The sequence below is a fragment of the Streptomyces sp. NPDC058812 genome (genome assembly GCF_042744565.1).
Taxonomy (GTDB): Bacteria; Actinomycetota; Actinomycetes; order Streptomycetales; family Streptomycetaceae; genus Streptomyces; species Streptomyces thinghirensis.
In genome coordinates this window covers 328120-350411 of the sequence record NZ_JBHYOB010000008.1, presented here as the reverse complement: position 1 = coordinate 350411, position 22292 = coordinate 328120, and the positions used below count along the sequence as shown (strand labels likewise).

The 22292-nt window shown below is 70.4% G+C and carries 22 protein-coding genes and 1 pseudogene; 8 read left to right on the top strand and 15 right to left on the bottom strand.

The genetic code is table 11. From position 1 onward, the window contains the following. Nucleotides 1–194: 194 nt before the first annotated feature. The gene (locus tag ACFW48_RS19570) at nt 195–338 is read right to left on the bottom strand and encodes a hypothetical protein (RefSeq protein ID WP_386316211.1); all 144 of its coding nucleotides are present in this window, start codon (nt 336–338) and stop codon (nt 195–197) included. Nucleotides 339–605: 267 nt separating this feature from the next. On the opposite strand from ACFW48_RS19570, the gene ACFW48_RS19565 reads away from it, so the two are divergent. Further along, a complete protein-coding gene (locus tag ACFW48_RS19565) occupies nt 606–1901 on the top strand; it encodes a TrkH family potassium uptake protein (protein ID WP_386316209.1) in 1296 nt (431 codons plus the stop codon). Further along, nucleotides 1894–2583, top strand: a complete 690-nt coding sequence (locus ACFW48_RS19560) for a potassium channel family protein (protein WP_386316207.1) — start codon at nt 1894–1896, stop codon at nt 2581–2583. Before ACFW48_RS19565 ends, ACFW48_RS19560 begins: the two co-directional genes overlap by 8 nt. 341 nt (nt 2584–2924) lie before the next feature. Here the strand turns inward: ACFW48_RS19560 and ACFW48_RS19555 are convergent, their stop codons facing one another. From ACFW48_RS19555 to ACFW48_RS19535, 5 genes are all read right to left on the bottom strand, one after another. Next, complete coding sequence (locus ACFW48_RS19555; protein ID WP_386316205.1) at nt 2925–3719, bottom strand: ABC transporter permease; 795 nt, start codon at nt 3717–3719, stop codon at nt 2925–2927. Beyond that, a complete protein-coding gene (locus ACFW48_RS19550; RefSeq protein ID WP_386316203.1) occupies nt 3716–4717 on the bottom strand; it encodes an ATP-binding cassette domain-containing protein in 1002 nt (333 codons plus the stop codon). Before ACFW48_RS19550 ends, ACFW48_RS19555 begins: the two co-directional genes overlap by 4 nt. A gap of 138 nt (nt 4718–4855) precedes the next feature. Continuing rightward, on the bottom strand, nt 4856–5182 hold the full coding sequence (locus tag ACFW48_RS19545; protein WP_386316201.1) for a DUF1048 domain-containing protein: 327 nt from the start codon (nt 5180–5182) through the stop codon (nt 4856–4858). A 1-nt stretch (nt 5183) separates the two neighbouring features. Continuing rightward, nucleotides 5184–5540 (bottom strand): DUF1048 domain-containing protein, encoded by a 357-nt coding sequence (locus tag ACFW48_RS19540; RefSeq protein ID WP_386316200.1) that lies wholly within the window; start codon nt 5538–5540, stop codon nt 5184–5186. Continuing rightward, nucleotides 5537–5863, bottom strand: coding sequence for a PadR family transcriptional regulator (locus ACFW48_RS19535; RefSeq protein ID WP_386316198.1), 327 nt, complete (start codon nt 5861–5863; stop codon nt 5537–5539). Before ACFW48_RS19535 ends, ACFW48_RS19540 begins: the two co-directional genes overlap by 4 nt. 67 nt (nt 5864–5930) lie before the next feature. Here ACFW48_RS19535 and ACFW48_RS19530 point away from each other — a divergent pair, with 67 nt between their 5' ends. Both ACFW48_RS19530 and ACFW48_RS19525 read left to right on the top strand, forming a co-directional pair. Beyond that, nucleotides 5931–6218, top strand: coding sequence for a hypothetical protein (locus ACFW48_RS19530; protein WP_386316196.1), 288 nt, complete (start codon nt 5931–5933; stop codon nt 6216–6218). 265 nt (nt 6219–6483) lie between these two features. Then, nucleotides 6484–6699, top strand: a complete 216-nt coding sequence (locus tag ACFW48_RS19525) for a hypothetical protein (RefSeq protein ID WP_386316194.1) — start codon at nt 6484–6486, stop codon at nt 6697–6699. A 23-nt stretch (nt 6700–6722) separates the two neighbouring features. Here the strand turns inward: ACFW48_RS19525 and ACFW48_RS19520 are convergent, their stop codons facing one another. Continuing rightward, nucleotides 6723–8285 (bottom strand): MFS transporter, encoded by a 1563-nt coding sequence (locus ACFW48_RS19520; protein WP_386316192.1) that lies wholly within the window; start codon nt 8283–8285, stop codon nt 6723–6725. A gap of 760 nt (nt 8286–9045) precedes the next feature. Here ACFW48_RS19520 and ACFW48_RS19515 point away from each other — a divergent pair. From ACFW48_RS19515 to ACFW48_RS19505, 3 genes and pseudogenes are all read left to right on the top strand, one after another. Then, entirely contained in the window at nt 9046–9618 is a 573-nt protein-coding gene (locus ACFW48_RS19515; RefSeq protein ID WP_386316190.1) for a GNAT family N-acetyltransferase, read from the top strand. 211 nt (nt 9619–9829) lie between these two features. Next, nucleotides 9830–10144 (top strand): annotated as a pseudogene (locus tag ACFW48_RS19510) (EamA family transporter); the annotation flags it as partial. 38 nt (nt 10145–10182) lie between these two features. Further along, a complete protein-coding gene (locus ACFW48_RS19505; protein ID WP_386316188.1) occupies nt 10183–10890 on the top strand; it encodes a B3/4 domain-containing protein in 708 nt (235 codons plus the stop codon). A 377-nt stretch (nt 10891–11267) separates the two neighbouring features. Here the strand turns inward: ACFW48_RS19505 and ACFW48_RS19500 are convergent, their stop codons facing one another. Further along, complete coding sequence (locus tag ACFW48_RS19500; RefSeq protein WP_386316187.1) at nt 11268–12323, bottom strand: YncE family protein; 1056 nt, start codon at nt 12321–12323, stop codon at nt 11268–11270. A gap of 84 nt (nt 12324–12407) precedes the next feature. Continuing rightward, entirely contained in the window at nt 12408–13004 is a 597-nt protein-coding gene (locus tag ACFW48_RS19495) for a hypothetical protein (RefSeq protein WP_386316185.1), read from the bottom strand. Nucleotides 13005–13151: 147 nt separating this feature from the next. Here ACFW48_RS19495 and fes point away from each other — a divergent pair, with 147 nt between their 5' ends. Further along, nucleotides 13152–14438, top strand: a complete 1287-nt coding sequence (gene fes, locus ACFW48_RS19490) for an enterochelin esterase (RefSeq protein ID WP_386316183.1) — start codon at nt 13152–13154, stop codon at nt 14436–14438. On the opposite strand, the gene ACFW48_RS19485 is transcribed toward fes, so the two are convergent. Genes ACFW48_RS19485 through ACFW48_RS19460 form a run of 6 tightly spaced genes read right to left on the bottom strand, consistent with a single transcriptional unit; the run spans nt 14365 to nt 22274 of the window. Beyond that, nucleotides 14365–14640: an MbtH family NRPS accessory protein gene (locus tag ACFW48_RS19485; RefSeq protein ID WP_386316313.1), complete on the bottom strand. Its 276-nt coding sequence runs from the start codon at nt 14638–14640 to the stop codon at nt 14365–14367. The genes fes and ACFW48_RS19485 overlap by 74 nt on opposite strands. Nucleotides 14641–14642: 2 nt before the next feature. Then, nucleotides 14643–18515: an amino acid adenylation domain-containing protein gene (locus tag ACFW48_RS19480; RefSeq protein WP_386316182.1), complete on the bottom strand. Its 3873-nt coding sequence runs from the start codon at nt 18513–18515 to the stop codon at nt 14643–14645. Next, complete coding sequence (locus tag ACFW48_RS19475) at nt 18512–18739, bottom strand: phosphopantetheine-binding protein (RefSeq protein WP_386316180.1); 228 nt, start codon at nt 18737–18739, stop codon at nt 18512–18514. Before ACFW48_RS19475 ends, ACFW48_RS19480 begins: the two co-directional genes overlap by 4 nt. A gap of 2 nt (nt 18740–18741) precedes the next feature. Next, a complete protein-coding gene (locus ACFW48_RS19470; RefSeq protein ID WP_386316178.1) occupies nt 18742–19374 on the bottom strand; it encodes an isochorismatase family protein in 633 nt (210 codons plus the stop codon). A gap of 21 nt (nt 19375–19395) precedes the next feature. Then, on the bottom strand, nt 19396–21024 hold the full coding sequence (locus ACFW48_RS19465; RefSeq protein ID WP_386316177.1) for a (2,3-dihydroxybenzoyl)adenylate synthase: 1629 nt from the start codon (nt 21022–21024) through the stop codon (nt 19396–19398). Then, nucleotides 21021–22274: an isochorismate synthase gene (locus ACFW48_RS19460; protein ID WP_386316175.1), complete on the bottom strand. Its 1254-nt coding sequence runs from the start codon at nt 22272–22274 to the stop codon at nt 21021–21023. The genes ACFW48_RS19465 and ACFW48_RS19460 overlap by 4 nt, the downstream gene beginning before the upstream one ends. Nucleotides 22275–22292 lie beyond the last annotated feature (18 nt).

The window sequence follows — 22292 nt, the reverse complement described above, 5'->3', positions numbered from 1 at the left end:
GCCTCTACACCGTGGAGTCCGGCACGCCTGCCCTCCTGCTCGCCGGGCTGTCCCCGTTCGCCGTCATCCCAGCCGGACAAGGGCCCTGCCCCGTCCGTCGCCTGACTGGACCACGATGCCCCAGTCCGCGCCGTTGAGCGCGGCAAATGGCACGAGCGCCCAGTGCCGAGCGACGCGTGTCCCTGCCGTCGAGGTCAAGGTCGGTAGATCATTTCGATCAGGCCGGCGGCGATCAGCGCCCAGGCCCCGATGCCCAGCAGCCACAACGTGTCGCTGATGACACCGGCGGTGCCCAGCAGGGCGGCGGCCAGGAACAGGGTGTACTTGGTGCGCCGCATGTCATGGTCGAATGCGGGCCCTTTCACTTGGTCGCCTGCGCGCTGGGCAGGGACCAGTGAGGATGCGTGGGACGGGGGCCGCGTCGGGGGCGCATGGCGTAAGCGTAGACACGGCGGAGGGCACAAGACAGGCCCCGGCGCCGGAAACGCCGTTAAGGTTGTCTATCGTCTCCCAGTGCGAACAATTCTGGTGCGTGTCCGCGGAGCGGAGGGCTTGTTGTGGTGAGGCGCCGGTGGCCGCGTCTTCGGCATCCGGCGCAGGCGGTCGTGACCGGCTTCGCCACGGCTGTCGCGGCTGGGACCGGTCTGCTGATGCTGCCGGTGGCCAAGGCAGGGCCGGGCGGCGCGGGCGCGGTGGATGCGTTGTTCACCGCCACGTCCGCGGTGTGTGTGACTGGTCTGGTCGTGGCGGACACCCCCGTCTACTGGAGCGGATTCGGGCAGGCGGTGATCCTGGCGCTCATCCAGGTGGGTGGCTTCGGCATCATGACCTTCGCCTCCCTGCTGGTACTGCTGGTCTCGCACCGCATCGGCCTGAAAGCGCGCCTGACGGCCGCCGCGGAGACCAAGACCCTGGGGCTGGGCGATGTGCGTGCGGTCGTGACCGGTGTGGTCAAGGTCAGCCTGCTCCTGGAGGCGGTCACCGCGCTGGTGCTGGCCCTGCGGATCGCCACCGCCTATGACGAGCCCTGGCCGCGGTCGGTGTGGCTGGGCGTCTTCCACGCCGTCTCTGCGTTCAACAACGCCGGATTCGCGCTGTACTCCGACAGCCTGATGGGCTTCGCCACCGATCCCTGGATCTGCCTGCCCATCGCGCTGGCGGTCATCGCCGGTGGACTGGGCTTCCCGGTGCTGTTCGAGCTGCGCCGCCGCTGGAGACGGCCGTGGTCCTGGTCCCTGCACACCAAGATCGTGCTGTGGGCTTCCGGGATCTTCCTGGTCGGCGGCAGCGCCTTCATCACCGCGATCGAATGGTCCAACCCGGCCACCCTGGGCCCCATGGACGCTCACGGGAAGCTGCTGGCCGGGTTCTTCCAAGGCGTCATGCCGCGCACCGCCGGCTTCAACAGCATCGACACGTCCCAGATGAATCCCGCGAGCTGGCTGGGCACGGACGTGCTGATGTTCGTCGGCGGCGCCAGCGCCGGCACCGCCGGCGGTATCAAGGTCACCACCTTCGCCGTGTTGTTCTTCGTCATACACGCCGAGATCCGTGGCGAGGGCGCGGTCAACATCTTCCACCGCCGCCTGCACGGTGATCTCCAGCGGCAGGCGTTGACCGTGGTGCTGCTGTCCGTGGCCGCCGTCGCCGTGTCCACGCTGGCCTTCGTGGTCTTCACCGACCACAGCTTGGACCAGTCGCTGTTCGAGGCCACCTCCGCGTTCGCCACCGTGGGACTGTCCACCGGCATCACCGCCGGCCTGCACCCCGGTCTGCAGCTGCTGCTGGTCGTGCTGATGTTCATCGGCAGGCTCGGCCCCATCACCGTCGCCTCCGCGCTCGCCCTGCGCAGCCGCGTCCGCCTGTACGACCTTCCCGAGGAGCGACCCGTCATTGGCTAGGAAACCCAGCCCCAAGAAACGGCGCAGCGGCCCGGAGAGCTCCGTGGTCGTGATCGGCCTGGGCCGCTTCGGCCGTGCCCTGGCCCTGGAACTCGTCGACGAGGACACCGAAGTCCTCGGCATCGACGAGCACGCCGAAGTCGTCCAGGCCCTTTCCGGGTCCCTCACCCACGTCGTGCGGGCCGACTCCACCAAGGAGGATGCCCTGCGCCAGCTGGGCGTCCATGAGTTCGAGCGTGCCGTCGTCGCCATCGGCACCGACCTGGAAGCCAGCATCCTCACCGCCTCGCTGCTGATCTCCTTCGGCATCGAGAACGTCTGGGCCAAGGCCACCAGCGAAGCCCACGGCCGGATCCTCACCCAGCTCGGTGTCCACCACGTCGTCTACCCCGAGCACGACATGGGGCAGCGGGTCGCCCACCTCGTACGGGGCCGCATGCTGGACTACATCGAGTTCGAGGACGACTTCGCCATGGTCAAGACCAACCCGCCGGCCGACATCATCGGCCTCCCCCTGTCCAACAGCGCCGTCCGCACCCGTCACGGCATCACCGTCGTCGCCATCAAACGCCCCGGCGAAGGCTTCACCTACGCCACCGCCGAAACCGTCGTGGAAGCAGGCGACACCATCATCGTGGCCGGACGCACGCGAGCAACCGAACGCTTCAGCGAACTCCAGTAAGCCGGCCTGCGCCACACAACGGCCCGCAGAGCCACGCGGTTCCCACAACCGATCCTCTCCCGGAGCGAGACCACCCCGTGGTCGGGAAGCCCCTCCGAGCCTCGGATCGGTTCGCACAGCCCCTCGATCATCTCGGGCCCATGAGGGTCTCTCCAAGGAGTCCCGGTAGTACTTCCGCAGAATTAACGGAGTAGCCCTGACCTGACCCGTTGCTCTTGAGATCCCAGCGGTGTGTGTCGAGCCGCTCCCCGCCTCGGTCGTACGGCTCGGCGCCGTCGGCCCGGGCACCGGAGGCCCACGCGGGCCGGTCGATGGCATGGAATCAGGGGCGGGGCTGCCGGCTACTTCGGGTCGCGGTTGAACAGGGCTCTGGACCAGAGGTAGCCGAGGACCGTGAGGCCCACGCACCAGGCGACGGCCAGCCAGCCGTTGTGGCCGATCTCGCTGCCGAGCAGCAGGCCGCGCAGGGTCTCGATGGCCGGGGTGAAGGGCTGGTACTCGGCGATCGGCTGGATCCAGCCCGGCATCGTCTCGGCGGGGATGAACGCGCTTGAGATCAGCGGCAGGAGGATCAGCGGCATGGCGCTGTTGCCGGCCGCCTCAGCATTCGGACTGGACAGGCCCATCCCGACCGCGATCCACGTCAGTGCCAGGGAGAACAGCGTGACCAGTCCGAACGCTGCCAGCCACTCCAGGACGCCTGCGTCGGTGGAGCGGAAGCCGATGGCCACGCCGACGGCCCCGACGAGCACCACGCTCATGACCGACTGCAGCACGCTGCCGACGACGTGCCCGATGAGCACCGAGCCGCGGTGGATCGACATCGTACGGAAGCGGGCGATGATGCCCTCGGTCATATCCATGGCCATGTGCACCGCTGCGCCGATCGTGGTGCTCCCGACGGTCATCAGCAGGATGCCCGGGACGATGTAGGCGACGTAGTCGGAGCGGTCCGCGCCGCTGCCGCCGCCGATGCCGGCGCTCATCGCGTCGCCGAAGACGTAGACGAAGAGCAGCAGCATCATGATGGGCGTCAGCAGCAGGTTCAGCGTCGCGGACGGGTAGCGGCGCGCGTGCAGCAGGTTGCGGCGCAGCATCGTGGACGAGTCGCGCACGGCCAGGGCCAGGGAGCTCATCGGACGGTCTCCTTGGCCGGGGTGGCGACGTTGTTGCTGGTGAGGGCGAAGAAGACGTCGTCGAGGTCGGGGGTGTGCACGGTCAGCTCGTCCGCCTCGATGTCGACGGAGTCCAGCCAGTCGAGGATGGAGCGCAGTTCGCGCTGGCTGCCGCCGCTGGGAATCTGCAACGTCAGCGCCTCGTCGTCCCGCTGCACTTCGCGCAGCGCGGTGGCGGCGCTGTGGTAGGCGGACGGATCGGTGAAACGAAGGCGGATGTGCCCGCCGGGGACCATCCGCTTGAGTTCCTCGGCGCTGCCCGCGGCGGCGATCCGGCCGTCGTGGAGCACGGCGATGCGGTCGGCGAGTTCGTCGGCCTCCTCCAGGTACTGGGTGGTGAGAAAGACGGTGACGCCCTCGGAGACGAGCTCGCGGATGACGCCCCACATGTTGTGGCGCGAGCGCGGGTCGAGGCCGGTCGTCGGCTCGTCGAGGAAGATGATGCGCGGGCTGCCCATCAGGGTCATGGCGATGTCGAGGCGCCGCTTCATGCCGCCGGAGTAGCTCTGCACCGGCTTGGCGGCGGCGTCGACGAGGTCGAAGCGCTTCAGCAGCTCGGCGGTGACCTGCTTGCCCTCGCTCCTGGAGAGGTGGTTCAGGTCTGCCATGAGGTGCATGTTCTCCTCACCGGTGATCAGCCCGTCCACGGCGGAGAACTGCCCGGTGACCCCGATCGCGGCCCGCACCCCGTCCGGTTCTGTGGCGACGTCGTGGCCCGCGACCTGGGCCTGCCCGCCGTCGGCACCGATGAGCGTGGAGAGGATCTTCACGACGGTGGTCTTGCCCGCGCCGTTCGGACCGAGCAGACCGAAGACGGACCCTTCCGGGATGTGCAGGTCGATGCCGTCGAGGACGGTCTTGTCGTCGTACGCCTTGCGCAGGCCGACGGCGGAGATGGCGAGCGGCGGCGACGGGCGACCGCCGTTCGTAGTAGTCGTGGGCATGACAGATGGAGCCATGAGGGTCTCCCCTTCGAAAGCTGAGGTGGTGGAGGAAGCCGCCAGGGCCGACCCCAGTGGGCCAGGCCCTGGCGCACGGTGGCGTCACTCGCAGTAGACCCGCATCTTTAAGCCGAGGTCATCCGAGGTCGGCGGGTATTACTTCTCGGCCGTGCCGGGTTTTCCCCCGAGGGACTCCTGATAGACGTCCGCATAGGTGCGTGAGTCCTTGATCAGGCCGTCGCAGAACGCGGCGACGTCGGTGCCGATGAGTTCCAAGACTCCTTTGCCCGCGGCGACGCCCTCCTCGAAGAAGTCGACGATTCCAGGGAGCAGGGGCCCGTCGGACAGACTGACCGGTCCGACCTTGAACAGGTACTTCTGCATCTCCTTGTAGACGATCTGGTAGTCCGGCGGGAGTGCCTTGACCCGGGCAACGTGCGCCCGCCACTGTTTCTTGCCTTCGATGATGTCTTGGATGCTCACGTCAGCCTCCCAGCCGGCTCAATTTCCTTGCGACGTTCCTGTTCAACTGCTCGCGCCACCGGTCGCGATGAGTCCGGGCCCCTGCTCCGCCGGCCAGCGCTGTGCAGAAGCCCCGGGTGTCGTCACCGAGCGCCTCGTGGACGCTCTGCCCGTCCGCTGCCGACACTTCGAGCAGCCCCAGGGCGGAGTCGAGGATCGGGGTCAGGTTGCGGCCGGTGAAGTCCCCGTAAGGGAAGAGGTGGGCGACGATCTGGTCCCACGCCTCCCGGTAGTCGTCCGGCAGAGCCTCGACCCGGGCTCCGAACGCCTTCCAGTCCCTGGTGAGATCGCTGCCTGTGACCTTCTCCCAGAAGTTCATCTCCCGCCCTCCTTGAGCCTGTCGATGCGTGACGATACGTACTGCCATTTCGCCCAGAACTTCGCGAGTTCCTCGCGTCCGGCGTCGTTGAGCGAGTAGAACTTGCGCGGCGGACCGGCCTCGGATCGCCGTTTCGCCACCTGGACGAGTCCGTTCCTCTCCAGTCGCAGCAAAATGGTGTACACCGTCCCCTCGACGACGTCGGCGAAGCCGAGTTCGTTCAGTTGGCGAGTGATGGCGTACCCGTAGGTTTCCTCGCTGCTGATGATTTCGAGCACGCACCCTTCGAGCGTGCCCTTCAACATCTCCGTCAGGTCGTCCATCGCAAGCCCACCTCAGCTCATTCAGTACTCGGTGATACCGAGTACCACTACAAAGTAACACCGAGTAGTGGAGAGCGCCAGCGAGCGGCTGCTCGCGCTCCTGCTCGGTCGTGAGTGGCTGGTAGCGCACCGCGGTGCGCAGGATCTCGGCCGCGGTGGCGGCGAACTCCTCCAGCGACCGCGCGGTGTTACCGGACAGCTCGTACGCTTTGCCTTCGTGGCCGGGCGTGGACAGGACTACGACGGCGGCTTCGGTGAAGTCCTTGCGCGGGTGGTGGCGATGCGGCCGTCGCCGAGGCTGTTGGGCCGTGACGGCGGGCAGCTGTGCGAGCGGCGGCGGCACGGGTCTCCGTGAAGCGAGTCGGCGTTGAGGCGCCGCGCATTGCTGGGCCGGGACACGGTAGTTGGAACCTGGCTGCGGGAGTTGGAACCAGCGTCGGGGCGGCAGGCGGGGGCGGCACCGATGGAGTCGGCTGCCGACCGAGCGTATTGTCCAGCCGTACCTGCCGACCCGAAATCAACTCTGCGCTCTGTGCGACTTCGTTCATGGGCGAAGTTGCTCCGCGGGTTCGGTTGCCATTCGGCTTCCCGGTGAACCGCGTCATGCTGCGGACTCGGGCGTGGCCGATGTGGCCCGTGCCTCGGGCGCCCGGTATGACGTCACCAACGTCCTCTGCAAGCGGCTGTTCGCCGACATCGACACTGGTCAGCCCTGCGTCGCTGCCGAACTCGCGTGGGAGGCGCTTCTCGCGATCGCAGACGCTTGGCGAGATGCGCCCAATGTGCCCGCTGAGCTGCGGAAGCCGGCATTCGATGCTGCCCTGCGGCGAGCCTGAGCCCGGGTGCTGCCTTCCCACTCTCAGACGGAGCTGCGGGCCTCTTCGCAGTCCGGCTCCGGTGTCGGATCCTTCTTCTTTTCGACAGCGGGCAAGGTGATCAGCAGCACAGCTGCTCCGAGGAGCGCGATGACCGCGATCCAGCCCGCGCCGACGTGCATAGCATGGATGAACGCGTTGTCAGCAGCCTGAGCAAGAGTGGGCCGGTGGACAGCGGTGGCGACGTGGCGGGCCTGTTCGGCGGAGACTCGCGCCTGATCCCGCACCGGGCCGGGCACACCCTCCAGCGAAGGTTCGATCGCACGTCGGTACATGATCGACATGATCGTGCCGCCTACTGCGATTCCGATGACACTGCCGGTTTGTCGCACGGTGTTGGTGACGGCCGATCCTGCGCCGGCCTGTTCCAATGGCAGGTCGCTGATCAGTGCGGCCGTAACGGGGCCGATCACCATGCCGATCGAGAGACCCTGTATCAACAACAGGATCTCGATCCAGACGAGTGGAGTGTGGAGTCCGAGGAACCCGTAGCCGCCCATGGTCAGCGCAGCCACGGTCAGCGCCGGCACGGTGACAAGGCGTAGCGGCAGGCGGCGGACCAGGCGCGAGGCAAGGGGCGCCCCCGCGAGCGCGCCGAATGCGGTCGGGATATTGGCCAAACCCGCTTTCATCGGCGAAAATCCGAGCGCGCCTTGCAGGTAGAATGCGTTATAGAAGGTGATGGCGGCCACACCGAAGAGCAGCAATCCGAGCGCAACATTGCCGCCACCGAATGTGCGTTGCGCGAACAGTCGTGGATCGAAGCTGGGCACCTTGACGCGCAGTTCGACGAGTACGAAAACGGCCAGCAGAGCCAGACCGACAGCGATCGGCGCCCACACGTCGGTACGACTCCACGCCGCCACCTGCCCCGCCCGGATCAGTCCGTAGGCCAACGCCACCAGCCCACTGATCGACAGCAACATTCCAGCGGGGTCCAGCGGTCGCAGAGTGGGGCTGCGGAAATTCGGAACCAGCACGGCGAGCCCGACCAACGTCAATGCCGCGACCGGGACATTGATCAGAAAGACCGAGCCCCACCAGAAACGATCGAGCAGGAACCCCGCCAGCACCGGGCCGGCAGCCATTCCGACACCGGCCGACGTCGAGAAAATGCCGATCGCGGCAGCCCGCGCGGGGCCAGTAAAGGTCCACATAAGGATGGCCATCATGGCGGGCGTGATCAGTGCGCTGCCCACTCCCATCGCAGCTCGAGCTGCGATCAGCTGGCCCGCATGGCTTGCGTACGCCGCCCACAGCGAGGACCCGGCGAAGATCACCAACCCACTGGAAAACACAGTCCGGTGACCGAACCGATCGCCCAATGCGCCTGCAGTGAACATCAATGTGGCGAAGGCCAGAGTGTACGAACCGGTCGCCCATTGCAGCTGACCGGGATTGGCCCCCAGTCCACGGACCGGGTCGGCAAGGGTCTCCAGCGTAGTACTCAGGACGGTATTTTCTAGCCAAATCAGCAGCGAACACAACATGAGAACGGCAAGAATCAACTGCTGCTTGGACTTCGGCAACGTTGGAGGCGCGGTCATGAACACCTTCGGATATCGATCGGCGGGAACCTGAACGACTGGACCATAAGAAAACTCCACGACGCCGTCAAGCTCAGATTTTCTTGTCAATACTGTTGCGGCTGAACGGACTGCATGCCCTCTGCCAGATTTGCGGACCCAACAATTTTGTGCCCTCTGGCGGATTTGCGAGTCGAAGAATTTCATGACTTCCGGAGAGTTGCGACTGAGCGGATTTCATGCCCTCCAGCGAGCTGTCGCACCGCGTCCTGCGAATGAGGTGGGCAGGCAGTGCCTCCGGGACCCAACTCCGCCAGGCTCTCGGATCGGTGTAACCGGCCGGTCGACACCGTGAAGGCCGTCCCCGGCCGGTCCGTTGACGCGAAATGACGCACGGAGTGCACCAGTCCCGTCACCATCTCGGCGAGTTCCCTGACCGGTACGACCACCTTGGCCCGGCCGGATCGCCAACACGGAGCCCGTGAATCCCGTGCCGAGCACAGCACTCCGAGCCCCCGCGAGGTACGTCGGAACTGCTCAGCTCAGACCGTGGATGTCTCTGGTAGTGGCCTTGTCCGGGGCGGCTGCGGATGACGTTCATGCTTGGGCCGCCGGTGGGCAGGCCGAGTAGTCCTGTCGTTCGCGGACGCCGAATGCCTGATGGGGACACTGGTTGAAGGTGTGCACGATCTGCTGGTACGCGGTTCGCTGGTCGTGAGGAACGGACCGGGATCGGATATTCGATGCTCTGCCCGCCCCACGGGGATGCAAGATGGCGTCCATGACACTGGCCACTCCCATACTGCACACCGCTCGCCTGCGGCTACGACCCTTCACCGACGCCGACGCGGACCTCCTCTTCACGCTGCACAGCAGCCACCACGTGATGCGCTACTGGGACTCCGCGCCGTGGAACGACCGGGCTCGCGCTGAGCGCTTCATCGCGATTTGCGGGAAGATGGCGGACGAGGGCACCGGGGCGCGAGTGGCGATCGACCGTGCCTCTGACGGGGCCTTCGTCGGCTGGTGCGGTCTGACCGAATGGGATCCGGGCTGCCGCAGCGCGTCGTTGGGCTACTGCCTCGACGATGCGATGTGGGGCCACGGCTACGCGACGGAAGCTGCGCACGCCTTGCTGCAGTGGGCATTCGACACACTGGACCTGAATCGAGTTCAGGCCGAGACCGACACACGCAACGTGGCATCTGCCCGGGTTCTGGAGAAGATCGGATTCGTGCGTGAAGGGACGTTGCGGGAAGACTGCGTCGTGAACGGCGAGGTATCCGACTCATGGGTGTTCGGGTTGATCCGGCGCGAGTGGCGGCCGTCGTCAGTGCCGATCCCACCTCGCTAGGAGGGCAGGTGAGTGGACACCACCCGCAGCGGTGATCCGTCAGGGGAAAGGCGCCCGGCGATGAGACTGGTGTGGTAGCTCGCATAAACAAGGGGCAGATGCATCGATGTTGGGTGCGAGCTGACCTCGACGCCGAGCAAATGGACGATCTGCGACGGGTCAGGCCGCCGAGCCAGGACCGGGCGGAATGTGCACGGTCATGATCAGGTGACCGCTGATCATCGGCCGCGCCGTGTCCTCCGCGGTCACGCTGGCCGCTGCCGGTGTGATGTACCGGCGACTGGGATCCGAGAAGCCCGCGTACGCGATGTCGGCGACGGCCGGTGTGCTGGACTCGGTGACCAACCTGCTGTTCCTGCTCGCCGCCCGCAGCGGTGACCTGGCCGTCGTCGCCGTGATCACCGCCCTGTACCCGGCCGGTACCGTCCTGCTCGCCCGCAGCGTCCTCGCCGAGCGGATCCACCGCGGCCGACTGATCGGCCTGGGCACCGCCGCCGTCGCCGTCGGCCTCCTCGCCCTCACCTGACCTGCCCGCTCAGCCGCCTTCCTGGAACGGACCACCTGATGACCACCTTCCGTATCAGCCCCGCTGTCGCCGACGTCTTCCCTGACGCCCTCGTCGCCGTCGTCACTGCCACCGGTCTGCGCGGTGGCGAGCCCTGGCCCGCCACCACCGCCGCCCTGGAGGACCTGGAGGCCCAGCTCGCCGACGGCGCCTGGCAACCGGCAGACGAGAGCGACCCGCGCATCGAGGCGTGGCATGCCGCATACCGCTCCTTCGGAACCAACCCCCGCCGCATCCGCCCCAGCGTCGACGCCCTGGGCCGCCGCATGGCCAAGAAGGGCGCGCTGCCCAGAATCAACCCGGCCGTCGACTCCTACAACGCCGTCTCCGTCCGCTACGGCCTGCCCGCCGGCGCCTTCGACCTCGACCACGTCACCGGCGACGTCGAAATTCGCTACGCCGACGGCAGCGAGACCTTCACCCCGCTCGGCGAACCCGACACCATCGAGACCCCGAAGCGGGGCGAGATCATCTACACCGACACGACCGCCGTGCTCACCCGGCACTGGAACCACCGCGACGCCCACCGCACCCGCGTCACCGAAGACTCCACCCACGTCGCCTTCGTCCTGGAGACCGTCGCCGCCACCCGCGACGAGCACCTGCTCAAGTCCGCGGCCGACGAACTCAAGACCCTGCTCCAGCCGCACTGCGAGCAGAGCACCGTGCACTTCCTGAGCCCGGCCTACCCCGACACCACCGTCTGACCACCGCTCCCGGGCCCGCCCACCTGCACGGCGGCACCAGACACGGTGGTGACCGTGCAGCCCACCACCACGGAAGGACCACCCACGCCCGTTGGAGGTTCGTCTTGTCCACCGGTCTGAGCGCCTTTCCGCTCACTCCCATCCCCGGCGACGGCAGCGTCGACGAGCTCCGGCCAGCTTGATCGCATCGAAGACGACGACCGAGGTTTCGACCGAAGTGCCGCCCCCAGGGTGACTGCGACGACCAGCATGCCCTGGGCGACAGAGCGACTTTCGACCTGGGTCACAGAGGGTGCCCACTCGAACCGCCGAAACCTCCCGCCGCCGAGAGGCGGCGGGAGGCGGCGGGAGGTGACGAGCACCGGTGGGCGGAGGCGTCAGCGCGCGAGGCGGATCCGGCTGACGGTGTCCTCGGTCGCGGTGGCGCCGGACTTGTCGACCACGTAGGCGGTGCCGTTGGAGATCTCCACGTGGTTCGGGTTGGCGCCGGTGGGGATGCTCTCCTCGATCACGCCCTCCTTCACGTCGACCCGGGTCACGTTGGCGGCGGTGCGGTTGACCACCAGGACGTCGCCCGAGCGCTCGTCGGTCGCCACGGACAGGGCGCCGGCGTCGGTCGCCACGGAGCGGGTGACGGTGGCCGACCTCAGGTCGATCACGGACAGGGTGCCCGAGGTCTGGTCGGCGGTGTAGGCGGTCCTGCCGTTCTTGGACAGCGAGACCGAGATCGGGCCGTCACCGGCCGGGATGAGGCGCGGGCTCTCGGAGCCCCGCGCCAGCTCGATCAGGCGGTCGTTGTTGAGGTCGGCCGCGTAGAGGGCGCCGGTCTTCTCGTTGACGGTCAGGCCGGTGGGGCCGGCGCCCTCGACGGTGACGCGCTCCTTCTCCTTCAGGGTCTTGGTGTCGAAGGCGACCAGGGTGCCGTCGCCGAAGGCGCTCGCCCACACCGTGTCGTGCTTCTCGTCGACGACGATCTCACGGGCGTGGTTGACGTTCGGCAGGCTGGCGAGGTGCTCGCCGGTGCGCTGACTGTAGACGGACACGGTGTTGTTGCGCGTGTTGGTCGTCCAGACGGTGTTGTGCTCGTCGTCGACGGCGACGCCGTAGACCGCCTCGACGGCGCCGGTGGCGGTGTCGGTGACCGGCGGGGTGAAGTCGGCCTGGATCTCCAGGGTCTTCGGGTCGACCTTCAGCAGGTGCGACTCGGTGACCGGCGGGCGGCCGACGGCGGCGGTGACCCACAGCACGTTGTTCCGCTCGGAGTAGGACGACTGGTACAGGCCCTTGGTGAGCTTGGCGGTGGTGACCGACGAGCCGGCGGACTGCGCGGACGCGGTGCCCGCCAGGGTCAGGGTGCTGCCCGCGGCGACCGCCACGGCTACGGCGGCGGCGACCGCGGTGCGGCGGCGGATGGCGGTGGCAGGGATGGACATGGTGGTGGAGCTCCCTTTTCTCGGGGATCAACGGACAACTGCGGAGGGAGAAGTGGCTCAGTGGCCGCCCGGAGGGCGGCGGGTTCAGGCGCCCGCGACGGGACCGGTGGCGGGACCGGCGGCCGCCGCGGACCAGGCGATCGTGGCGTAGGAGACGGGGGTCTCGACGGACGCCGCGGCCAGGGTTTTCGAGGAGGTGTCCGGGGCGGTGGTGCCGGACGTCGAGGAGGACGCGGCGGCCCCGTCCGTCGCCGTGACGACCGTGAACTCCACCTTCAGCGTGGTGGCCGGGCTCGGGGCGAGGAAGCGCAGCCAGTGCGCGCCCTTGGCGGCGTCGGCGGGGCCGGTGACGGTGCCCGAGGCGCTTCCGTCGGCGCCGACGGTGATCTGCTTCAGCAGCGTCTTGTCGTCGAACTTGACGCTCAGTGTGCCCCCGGCCGGGAACCCGGCGGCGGTGAAGGGCACCTCGCCGCCCTGCTTCACGCTCCTGGCGCCCAGGGTGACCGAGGGCTGGGCCGTGTCCGCCGCCAGGGCCACCGTGTCGGTGGATGTGCCGCCGATACCGGCCACGGCCGGTGGGGCGGTGCAGCGGGCACCCAGGCCCAGGGTGGCGCCGGTGGTCAGGACGACCACGCGGCTCAGCCGGGCGCCGGAGGGCGAAGCGGATCTGTCAGAGGTCATGAGGGCTGCTCCTGGCAGGCGAAACGTCACGGAGAAGGACGTCCGAGTAGCGGGGCACGTCGGGGGCGGCGAAGCCGGCGCGGAACACGACATGCGATCAACTAAGGTAAGGCTAACCTAATCTAGAGATCATGGACAGTCAACATCATGGACAGTCAGTTGGAATCCGTATCCCCGTACTTTCATGAGCCTCCGGAAGACGCCCCGAACCACCCGCCCCGCCTGCCCAGGCCGCACCCGGTGCCCCGCCTCACCGAGCCGGTGTGCCCGCTGCCCGGGCCGGGGGGCGAGGACGCCTTCTGGGCGGACGTGCGGGCCCGCGGCGGCACGCCCCTGGTGGGCCCCGACCCGCGAGGCAGCGCCGACCACCGGGCGGTGACGTTCCTGTGGCGCGGCACCCCCGGCACCCGAGCCGTCCAGGTCCTGCCGAACAAGCTCGGTGACCCGCACGTCCCCGACGGCAATCTCATGGAGCGCGTCCCCGGCACGGACGTCTGGCACTGGTCCCTGCGCCTGCGGCACGACTGGCGCGGCACCTACGACCTGTACGTCGACGAGGGCGACGGCCCGGACCCGGGAACCCCCGGGTGCCGGCGCCGTCCGCGCACCCTGCGCCGCCCCGATCCCCTCAACTCCCGCACGCTGCCGCACCGCTGGGAGGCGGAGCCGGTGTCGTACGCGGAGCTCCCGGCTGCCCCGCGTGCGGTGGACTGGGAGCCGCGGCCCGGCATCCCGCGCGGCACCGTCACCGAGCACTCCGTGGCGAGCACTCGCCTCGGCGGTTCCCGCCGGGTCTGGCTGTACGAACCGCCCGGCGCGGTCCGGGAGCCGGCGGGGCTGCCGGTGCTGGTGCTGCTCGACGGCGAGCACTGGCAGCCCCGCCTCGGGCTCGCCCACCTCCTCGACAACCTCGTCGCCGACGGCCGGGTCCCGCCCGTCGCCGCCGTACTGCCGGAGGCCGTGGACGAGGCCACCCGCTGGGCCGAACTGTCCTGCCGGCCCGCGTACGTCGACTTCCTCGCCGGCGAACTGCTGCCGTGGGCGGCGGGGCTCCTGCCCCTGAGCGACGATCCGGCGTACACCGTGATCGCCGGGCAGAGCCTCGGCGGGCTGACCGCCGCCTACGCCGCGGCGGCGGCACCGCACCGCTTCGGCAGCGCCCTCGTCCAGTCGGGCTCGTTCTGGTGGCCGGTGGGACCGGACGCGGAGTGGTTCACCCGGGCCCTCGCCCGGGCGCCCCGGCTGCCGGTGCGATTCCGGCTCTCCTTCGGCGCACAGGAATGGGTGGCCCTGCCCGCCGCGCGCAGGCTGCGCGACACCCTGACGGACCTCGGCTACCACGACTCCTCCTACCGGGAGTTCAACGGCGGTCACGACTACCTCTGCTGGCGTACGGAACTGGCGGACGGGCTGGTGGAACTCCTGGGCCGCTGAGCCGGCTTCGGGGATCACTCCCGGTCGCCGCGACCCGGCGCACGCACCGCTCGTGCGGTGCGGGGCCGAAGCGGGGCGTCCAGCCGGCCGGCACCGGGCGCCACGCGGGCCACAGGGACCGGTGGCCCGCGGCGTTCTCCAGGACCAGATGGTTCTCCCGGCCGTCGTCGGGTCCGGGGTCGAAGGGGCCGGCCGGTTCCATGGTCATGCGTCCAGCTCCTTCAGGCGGGCGGCCAGGACCGCCGCGACGTCGTCGAGGTACCGGTCCCGCATCAGCTGCGGGTGGGTGCAGTCGAGGTCGTGGTCGTCGAGGGCGCCGGTGACGTACGGACGCCAGGACTCGCTGGTCAGCCAGTCCTCGGCGCGCGGGGCGGCGGCCGTGAAGAACAGCACGTCGCCGTCGTACGGGTGGTGTTCGTGCTCGCGCATCATGCGGGCGTGGTTGGGCACGATGTCGACGATCCGGGACAGGGTGCGGTCGGTGAGTCCGGCCAGGGGGCTGCCCGCCTGGCGCAGCGTGGCGAGCACGTCCTCGCGGGTGCGTTCGCCGGTGCGGTCGAAGCCCGCCATGCGCAGTACGGCCGTCAGCGCGTCGCCCTCCTCCGGTGCGGGACGCTCCCGCCACTGGTCGGAGGGGAAGGCGTCCAGCAGCGCGAGGAGTTCGACCTCCTCGCCGGCCTCCTGGAGCAGGACCGCGACCGTGTGCGCGAGGACACCGCCGACCGACCAGCCCAGCAGGCGGTACGGACCCTGCGGCTGGACCTCGCGGATCCGCTCCGCGTAGTCCTCGGCCTCCTCCTGGAGAGTGCGCGGCAGCGCCTCGTCACCGGCCAGGCCGCGGGCCTGGAGCCCGTACACCGGCTGCTGCGGGCCGAGCCGCGCGGTGAGTCCCGCGTAGCACCAGGCGAGGCCGCCCGCCGGGTGGATGCCGAACAGCGGTGTCCGGTCGCCCTCGGCGCGCAGCGGCAGGACGACGCCGAGCGCGTCCCCGGCGGCCGGTGCGGCGGCGTCCAGCCGGGCGGTGAGCGCGGCCGGTGTCGGTGCCTCGAACAGGGAGCCGATGGTCAGTTCGGTGCCGAACTCCTCGCGGACCCGGCCGACCAGGCGCACCGCCAGCAGCGAGGTCCCGCCCAGGTCGAAGAACGCGTCGTCGGGGCCGATCCCCTCCACGTCCAGCACCTCGGCGAACAGGCCGGCCAGTGCCGCTTCACGGGCGGACGCGTACGGCCGCCCAGCTGTGCCGCCGGTGAACACGGGGGCGGGCAGCCCGCGCCGGTCCAGCTTGCCGTTGGGGGAGAGCGGGAAGGCTTCCAGGGCGACGACGGCCGCCGGAACCATGTGCTCGGGCAGCTCCCGGGCCAGCGCCGCCCGGACCCCGGCCGGATCGGCGCCGCCGGTCACGTAGCCGATGAGCCGGTCGTCGCGGACCAGCGCGCACGCCGCCTCCACGCCGGGACGGGCGGCCAGCGCCGCCTCGATCTCACCGAGTTCGACGCGCTGGCCGCGCAGCTTGACCTGGTGGTCGGTACGGCCGAGGTACTCGACCTCGCCCTTCTCCGTCCACCGCGCCAGGTCCCCGGTGCGGTACATACGGGTGCCGGCCGGTCCGAAGGGGTCGGCGACGAAGCGGGCCGCGGTCAGCTCGGGCCGGCCCAGGTAGCCGTCGGCGAGCTGCGCCCCCGCCAGGTACAGCTCGCCGGGGACGCCGGGCGGGCACGGCTGGAGGGCGGCGTCCAGGACGTACAGGCGGGTGTTCCACACCGGCCGCCCGATGGGTACCGGGCCCATGTCCGCCGGGTCGCACGCGTGGTACGTCACGTCGACGGCGGCCTCGGTCGGCCCGTAGAGGTTGTGCAGCTCCACACCGGGCAGGGCGCGGGCGAACGCGGACGCGGTCTCGCGCGGGAGGGCCTCGCCGCTGCAGAACACCCGGCGCAGCGCGTGGGCGCAGCCGGCGGCCTCCGGGGCGCCCAGGAACACCTGGAGCATCGACGGTACGAAGTGGCATGTGGTGACGGCCTGTTCGCGGATCAACCGGGCCAGGTGGACCGGGTCCTTGTGGACGCAGGGCTCGGCGACGACCAGCGTCGCGCCCTCGCGCAGCGGCCAGAAGAACTCCCACACCGACACGTCGAACGACGACGGCGTCTTCTGCAGCACCCGGTCCCCGGCCGTCAGCCCGTACTCGTGCTGCATCCACCGCAGCCGGTTGTCGATCGCCCGGTGCGGCACGACCACGCCCTTGGGGCGGCCGGTGGAACCGGAGGTGTAGATGACGTACGCGGGGTGGGCTGGGGTGAGGGCGCGGGCCGGGTCCGTCCAGGCGTACGACGACACGTCGAGCCCGTCCAGTACGACCACCTCTGTGCCGGTGCCGGTGCCGGTGCCGGTGTCGTCCGGGAGGCGGCCGACGCGGTCGGTGACGGCACACACCGGCGCGGCGTCGCCGAGCATGTACGCCAGCCTCTGCGCCGGGTAGTCCGGGTCGAGCGGCAGGTAGGCGGCGCCCGCCTTCAGCACCGCGAGCAGCGTCACGACCAGGTCCACCGAGCGCGGCACCGACACCGCCACCACCGTGCCCGGCCGGGCGCCGAGACTCTGGAGGTGCCGGGCGAGCCGGTTGGCGCGGGTGTTCAGCTCCGCGTAGGTCAGCGTGGTGTCTGCGAAGACCAGCGCGGTGGCGTCCGGGGTGCGGGCGGCCCGCGCCTCGATCGGTCCGACGAGCGTGGTCGGCGGCAGGGCCCGCTCCGTGCGGTTGAACTCGTCGATGACCAGGTCGACTTCCGCCGGGGTCGCGACGGTGTGCACCGCGAGGGGCTGCTGCGGGTCGGTGCCGGCCAGCCGGTCCAGCAGGTCCAGGAACCGTTCCTGGTGCGCGGCGAGGTCGGAGTCCTCGTACAGCGCGGGGTTGCCGTCGTGGTCGACGCGCAGGCCCCGGCCGTCGGCGCGGTCGTAGACGTTGACCGTCAGGTCGTCCACCGGGCCCGCCGACAGGTTCCTCGCCCGAGCGGGGGCGCCCGCGAAGTCCACGGCGTAGTCGAAGGGCATGACGTTGACGAGCGGGCCGACCAGCGCCCGGCCCTCGCCGAGCAGGCCCAGGTCGCGGCGGATGTCCTCGTAGCGGTAGCGCTGGTGGCGGCGGATCTCGCGGATGCCGAGCACCACCCGCCGGACCAGTTCCGCGAAGGTCTCCTCGGGGGAGACGGCCAGCCTCAGCGGCAGCACGTTCATGACCATGCCGGGCACCCGCAGTGCCGCCGAGCCCATGCGGCCCATCATCGGCAGGCCCAGCACCACGTCGGTACGGGCGGTGGCGCGGGCCGTGTAGAGGGCCTGCGCGGCGATCAGTACGTCCGGCCAGGTCGCGCGGAGCCGGGTCGCGAGGTCCTTGAGCCGCTCGGTGGCGCCGGGGGAGAGGTGGGCGGTGCGGCGCAGGAAGGTGCGGGACGGCAGGGCGCCGCGTCCCGCGAGCCGTGGTGCCTCCGGCCGGTCGGCGAACGCCTCGGCCCAGTGCGCCCGGTCGGCCTCGAAGGCGGCCGACTCCCGGTAGGCGGTGTCGTCCGCGACCAGGTCGGCCAGGTGGCCGAAGCCGCGTGGGGCGGGTTCCTCGCCGCGGACGAGAGCCGAGTACACCTCGGCGGTGCGGCGCACCAGCAGCGAGTAGCCGTAGCCGTCGATGACGAGGTGGTGGACGCGCTGGTACCACAGCCACCGGTCGGCGCCGACCCGGAACAGGGCGTGGCGGAACAGCGGTCCGGCCGCCAGGTCGAACGGCTCGGCGAGGTCGGCGCGCATCCACGCCTCGGCCTCGGCCTCGGTGTCCGACTCGCGTACCGTAAGCGGCAGTTCGACGACATCCGACACGCGCTGCACGGGACCGTCCGGGGTGTCCTCGACCCGGACCCGCAACGCCTCGGCCTCATTCGTCACCCGGCGCAGGGCTCGGGCGAACCGTCCCGGATCGAGCGGTCCGTCGATCTCAAGGCACTCGGCGGTGTTCTGCGCGGGGCTGAGCGGGTCCAGGGCCTGGGCGAACCACATGCCCGACTGGGCCGCTGTCAGGGGGAGGGTGGTCATACCGCCCCCAGCAGGGACGCCCACGCCTCGATGACGGGCCGTTCGGCGAGGTCGGCGAAGGAGGCGGCCACGGCGTGCTCGCGGCGCCAGCGCTCCAGCAGGGTCATGATGCGGATCGAGTCGAGGCCGTGGTCGACGAGGTACTCGTCGACGGGTATGTCCGTCGGATCCTCGCCGAGGCAGTCGGCGACATCGGTGCGGATCCGCTCAACGGTCAGTGCCATGGTCAGGCCTCCGTCAGGAGCGCGTCGGTGGTGGTGACGACCGCGCAGCGGCCGGCGGCGTAGCGCAGCGCCATGTCGTGGTCGGTACGGGAGAAGTCGGCGACGGCGTCGGCGACGACGAACGCCTGGATGTCCCGCTGCCAGGCGTCGGCGGCGGTCATCAGCACGCCGATGTGCGCGTACACGCCGGCGATGACGATCTGGTCGCGGCCCTTTTCACGCAGCAGGTCCGCCAGCCCCGTGCGGACGAACGCGCTGTACTTCCACTTGGTGAGCACCGTCTCCCCGTCCTCGGGGGCGACGGCCTCGGGCGCGGCGAGTCTCTCCGGGTCGTCGGCGACGCCGGGGCCCCAGAAGTCGAGCTGGAGGCCGCGCTGTTCGGGCGTCTGACCGCCGCGCTGGGCGGAGTGGAGCACCGGCACGCCCAGGCGCCGGTACTCCTTGAGCAGGCGGGCGGTGTTGCCGAGCATGCCGGTCAGGGGCGGCTCGCCGGAAGGGAAGGCGGACAGGAAGTGCTGTTGCAGGTCGTGCACGAGCAGAACGGCGCGCGCGGGGTCCACGGTCCAGGACACGCGGTTCTCGGGGAGCTCGTCCGGTGCCGGCAGCGGATAGGGGGTGATGGCGGGGAGTGCCACGGGGGAGTCCTCTCGGTACGGTCAGGCCTGTCCGGCGGTGGACCGCAGCTGCGTCTTGCTGATCTTGCCGACGCCGGTGTGGGGGAAGGCGTCGACGAATTCGACGAGGTCGGGGACCTTGTAGGCGGCGATGCCGTGTTCGCGGACGAACCGTTTGACCGCGACCGGCTTCAGCGGGGCGGCGCCCCGCCGCAGGATCACGTAGGCGAGGGAGCGTTCGCCGAGGTACTCGTCGGGCACCGAGACCACCGACACGTCGTGCACCGACGGGTGGGCGAGGATGACGTTCTCGACCTCTTCCGGCGCGATCTTCTCGCCGCCGCGGTTGATCTGGTCCTTGGCACGGCCCTCCACGACGAGGTGGCCGGCCGGGGTACGGCGCACGATGTCGCCGGTGCGGTAGAAGCCGTCCTCGGTGAAGGACCGCCGGTTGTGGTCGGGGGCCCGCCAGTAGCCGCGGATGGTGTAGGGGCCGCGGGTCAGCAGATGCCCGAACTCGCCCTCCGGGACGTCGCGGTCCTCGTCGTCGACGATGCGGACCTCGTCGTCCGGGGAGATCGGCCGGCCCTGCGTGGTGACGACCGTCTCGGTGTCGTCGTCCAGCCGCGTGTAGTTGACCAGGCCCTCGGCCATGCCGAACACCTGCATCAGTCCGCAGCCGAGCGCGGGCTCCAGCCGGCGGGCGGCCCGCTCGCTGTACTTGGCGCCACCGACCAGCGTCAGCTCCAGGGTGGACAGGTCGTGCCCGGTGGCGGGAGCGGCCTCGGTCCACACCAGGGCCAGTGGCGGCACCAGGGCCGTCATGGTGATCCGCTCGGCCTCGATCAGCGGGAACGCGGTGGCCGGGTCGGGCTTCGGCGCGAGCACCACCGTGCCGCCCGCGTACAGGACACCCAGCCAACCCGGTGAACTCATCGGGAAGTTGTGCGCGGCCGGCAGCACGACCAGGAAACGGGTGTCGCCGTCCACGCCGCAGATCTCGTCGGAGCCCCGCAGCGAGTACATGTAGTCGTCGTGGGTGCGCGGGATCAGCTTGTTCAGGCCCGTCGTCCCGCCGGAGAGCTGGAGGAACGCCAGCTCGTGCGGCTCGGGCCCGTCGAACGGACCGGACGGCTCGCACGGCACCTCGCTCAGCGCCGTGTGCGCACCGGGGTCCCCGGCCACGAAGACGTGCTTCAGGCCCGGCGTCCGCTCCCGTATCCGCGCGGCCAGGTCCCGGTGGTCGAAACCGGCGTGCCGGTCGGGAACGACGTACGCGACGGCCTCGGTGAAGGAGCAGAAGTGGGAGATCTCCGTCTCGCGGTGCGCGGGCAGCGCGTACACCGGCAGCGCGCCGATGCGGAACAGGGCGAAGACCACCTCGGCGAACTCGCCGATGTTCGGCAACTGCACGACGACCCGGTCGCCCTTGGCGATGCCGCGCGCCAGGAACCCGGCGGCGAGCCGGTCGGCGCGCTCGTCCAGCTCCCGGTACGTCCAGGTGCGCCGCTCGGGCGCCGGGTCGACCAGGGCGATCCGGTCGGGGTGAGTGGCGGCCCGCTCGCGGAGCATGCCGCCGAAGGTCTCGCCGCGCCAGTGACTGGCGGCCCGGTAGCGCTCGGCGAACTCGGGCGGCCAGGTGGGGGCGTCCACACCGGGGGTGAGGGTCACAGCGCTGCTCCAACGGCGTGCAGGAAGGTACGGAACTTGGCGGCGGTCTCCGCGGTCTCGGCCTCCGGCGTGGACGCGGCCACGACCCCGGCACCGGCGAACAGCCGCAGTGTCCTGCCCTCGGCCTCGGCGCAGCGGATCGTCACCACCCACTCGCCGTCGCCGTCGGCGTCCTGCCAGCCGACCATGCCCGTGTACGCGCCTCGGTCGAAGGGCTCCGACTCGGCGATCACCCGCCTGGCCAGCTCGGTGGGCGTGCCGCAGACCGCCGGGGTGGGGTGCAGCGCGGACGCCAGGTCGAGGGCGGTGGTGTCCGGGGCGGAGACCTCGCCGGTGACCGTGGTCGACAGGTGCCACATGGCGGCGGTGCGCACCAGCGTGGGCCGCTCGGGCACGTGCAGTGTGGTGCACAAGGGCGCCAGCGCCTCCCGTACGGCGGCCACGACGACGGCGTGCTCGTGCAGGTCCTTCTCGGACTCCAGCAGGGCGACCGCGCGCCGCACGTCCTCGGCGAGGTCCGTGCTGCGCGGCGCCGATCCCGCGAGGGGGTTGGCGGTGAGCCGGACGCCCCGGCGGGAGACCAGCAGTTCGGGGCTGGCGCCGACCAGGGTGCGGCCCGGTCCGCTCGGCACGGCGAAGGTGTAGCCGGCCGGGTCGCGGCGGGCCAGGCGGCGCAGCATGGCCGGCAGATCCGGTTGCCGGGCGGAGGTCAGCTCCAGGGTGCGGGCGAGGACGACCTTGTCGAACTCCCCGGCCCGCATCCGCGCCACCGCGGCGGCGACCGCCTCGCCGTACCGTCCCGCGGCCGGGACCTCCCGGACCCGCCACTGGGGACGGTCCCGCTCCTCGGGCACGGGCAGTGCGATCAGCGGGTCCTCGCGCAGTGGCGGCGCCCAGCGCACCGACTCCGGCACCGCGAGCGCGGCCGGGGCGTCCGGGGCGAAGGGCAGCGTCCCCACGACCACCGGCGCGGGGGCGCCGGGGCGGCGCAGCGACTCCAGCACCTCCCGCACCCGCCTGGCCGGCGGGCGGGAGCCGCCGGGTATCTCGGCCGCGGTGCCGCGGCCGAGGAACGTGCGGTGGGGGGTGGCGAGGAAGCGGTCGGTCGCGGGTCGGTAGGACTCCAGGAGCGCGGTCGCGGCGCCGGGGGTGACCGGCGCTTCGGTGGGCCGGTGCGGGGTTTCGGGCAGGGGTTCGTGCAGCGGTTCGTGCAGCGGTTCGTGCAGCGGTTCGTGCAGGGAAAGGGACATGGCTGTCTCCAGTGGGGG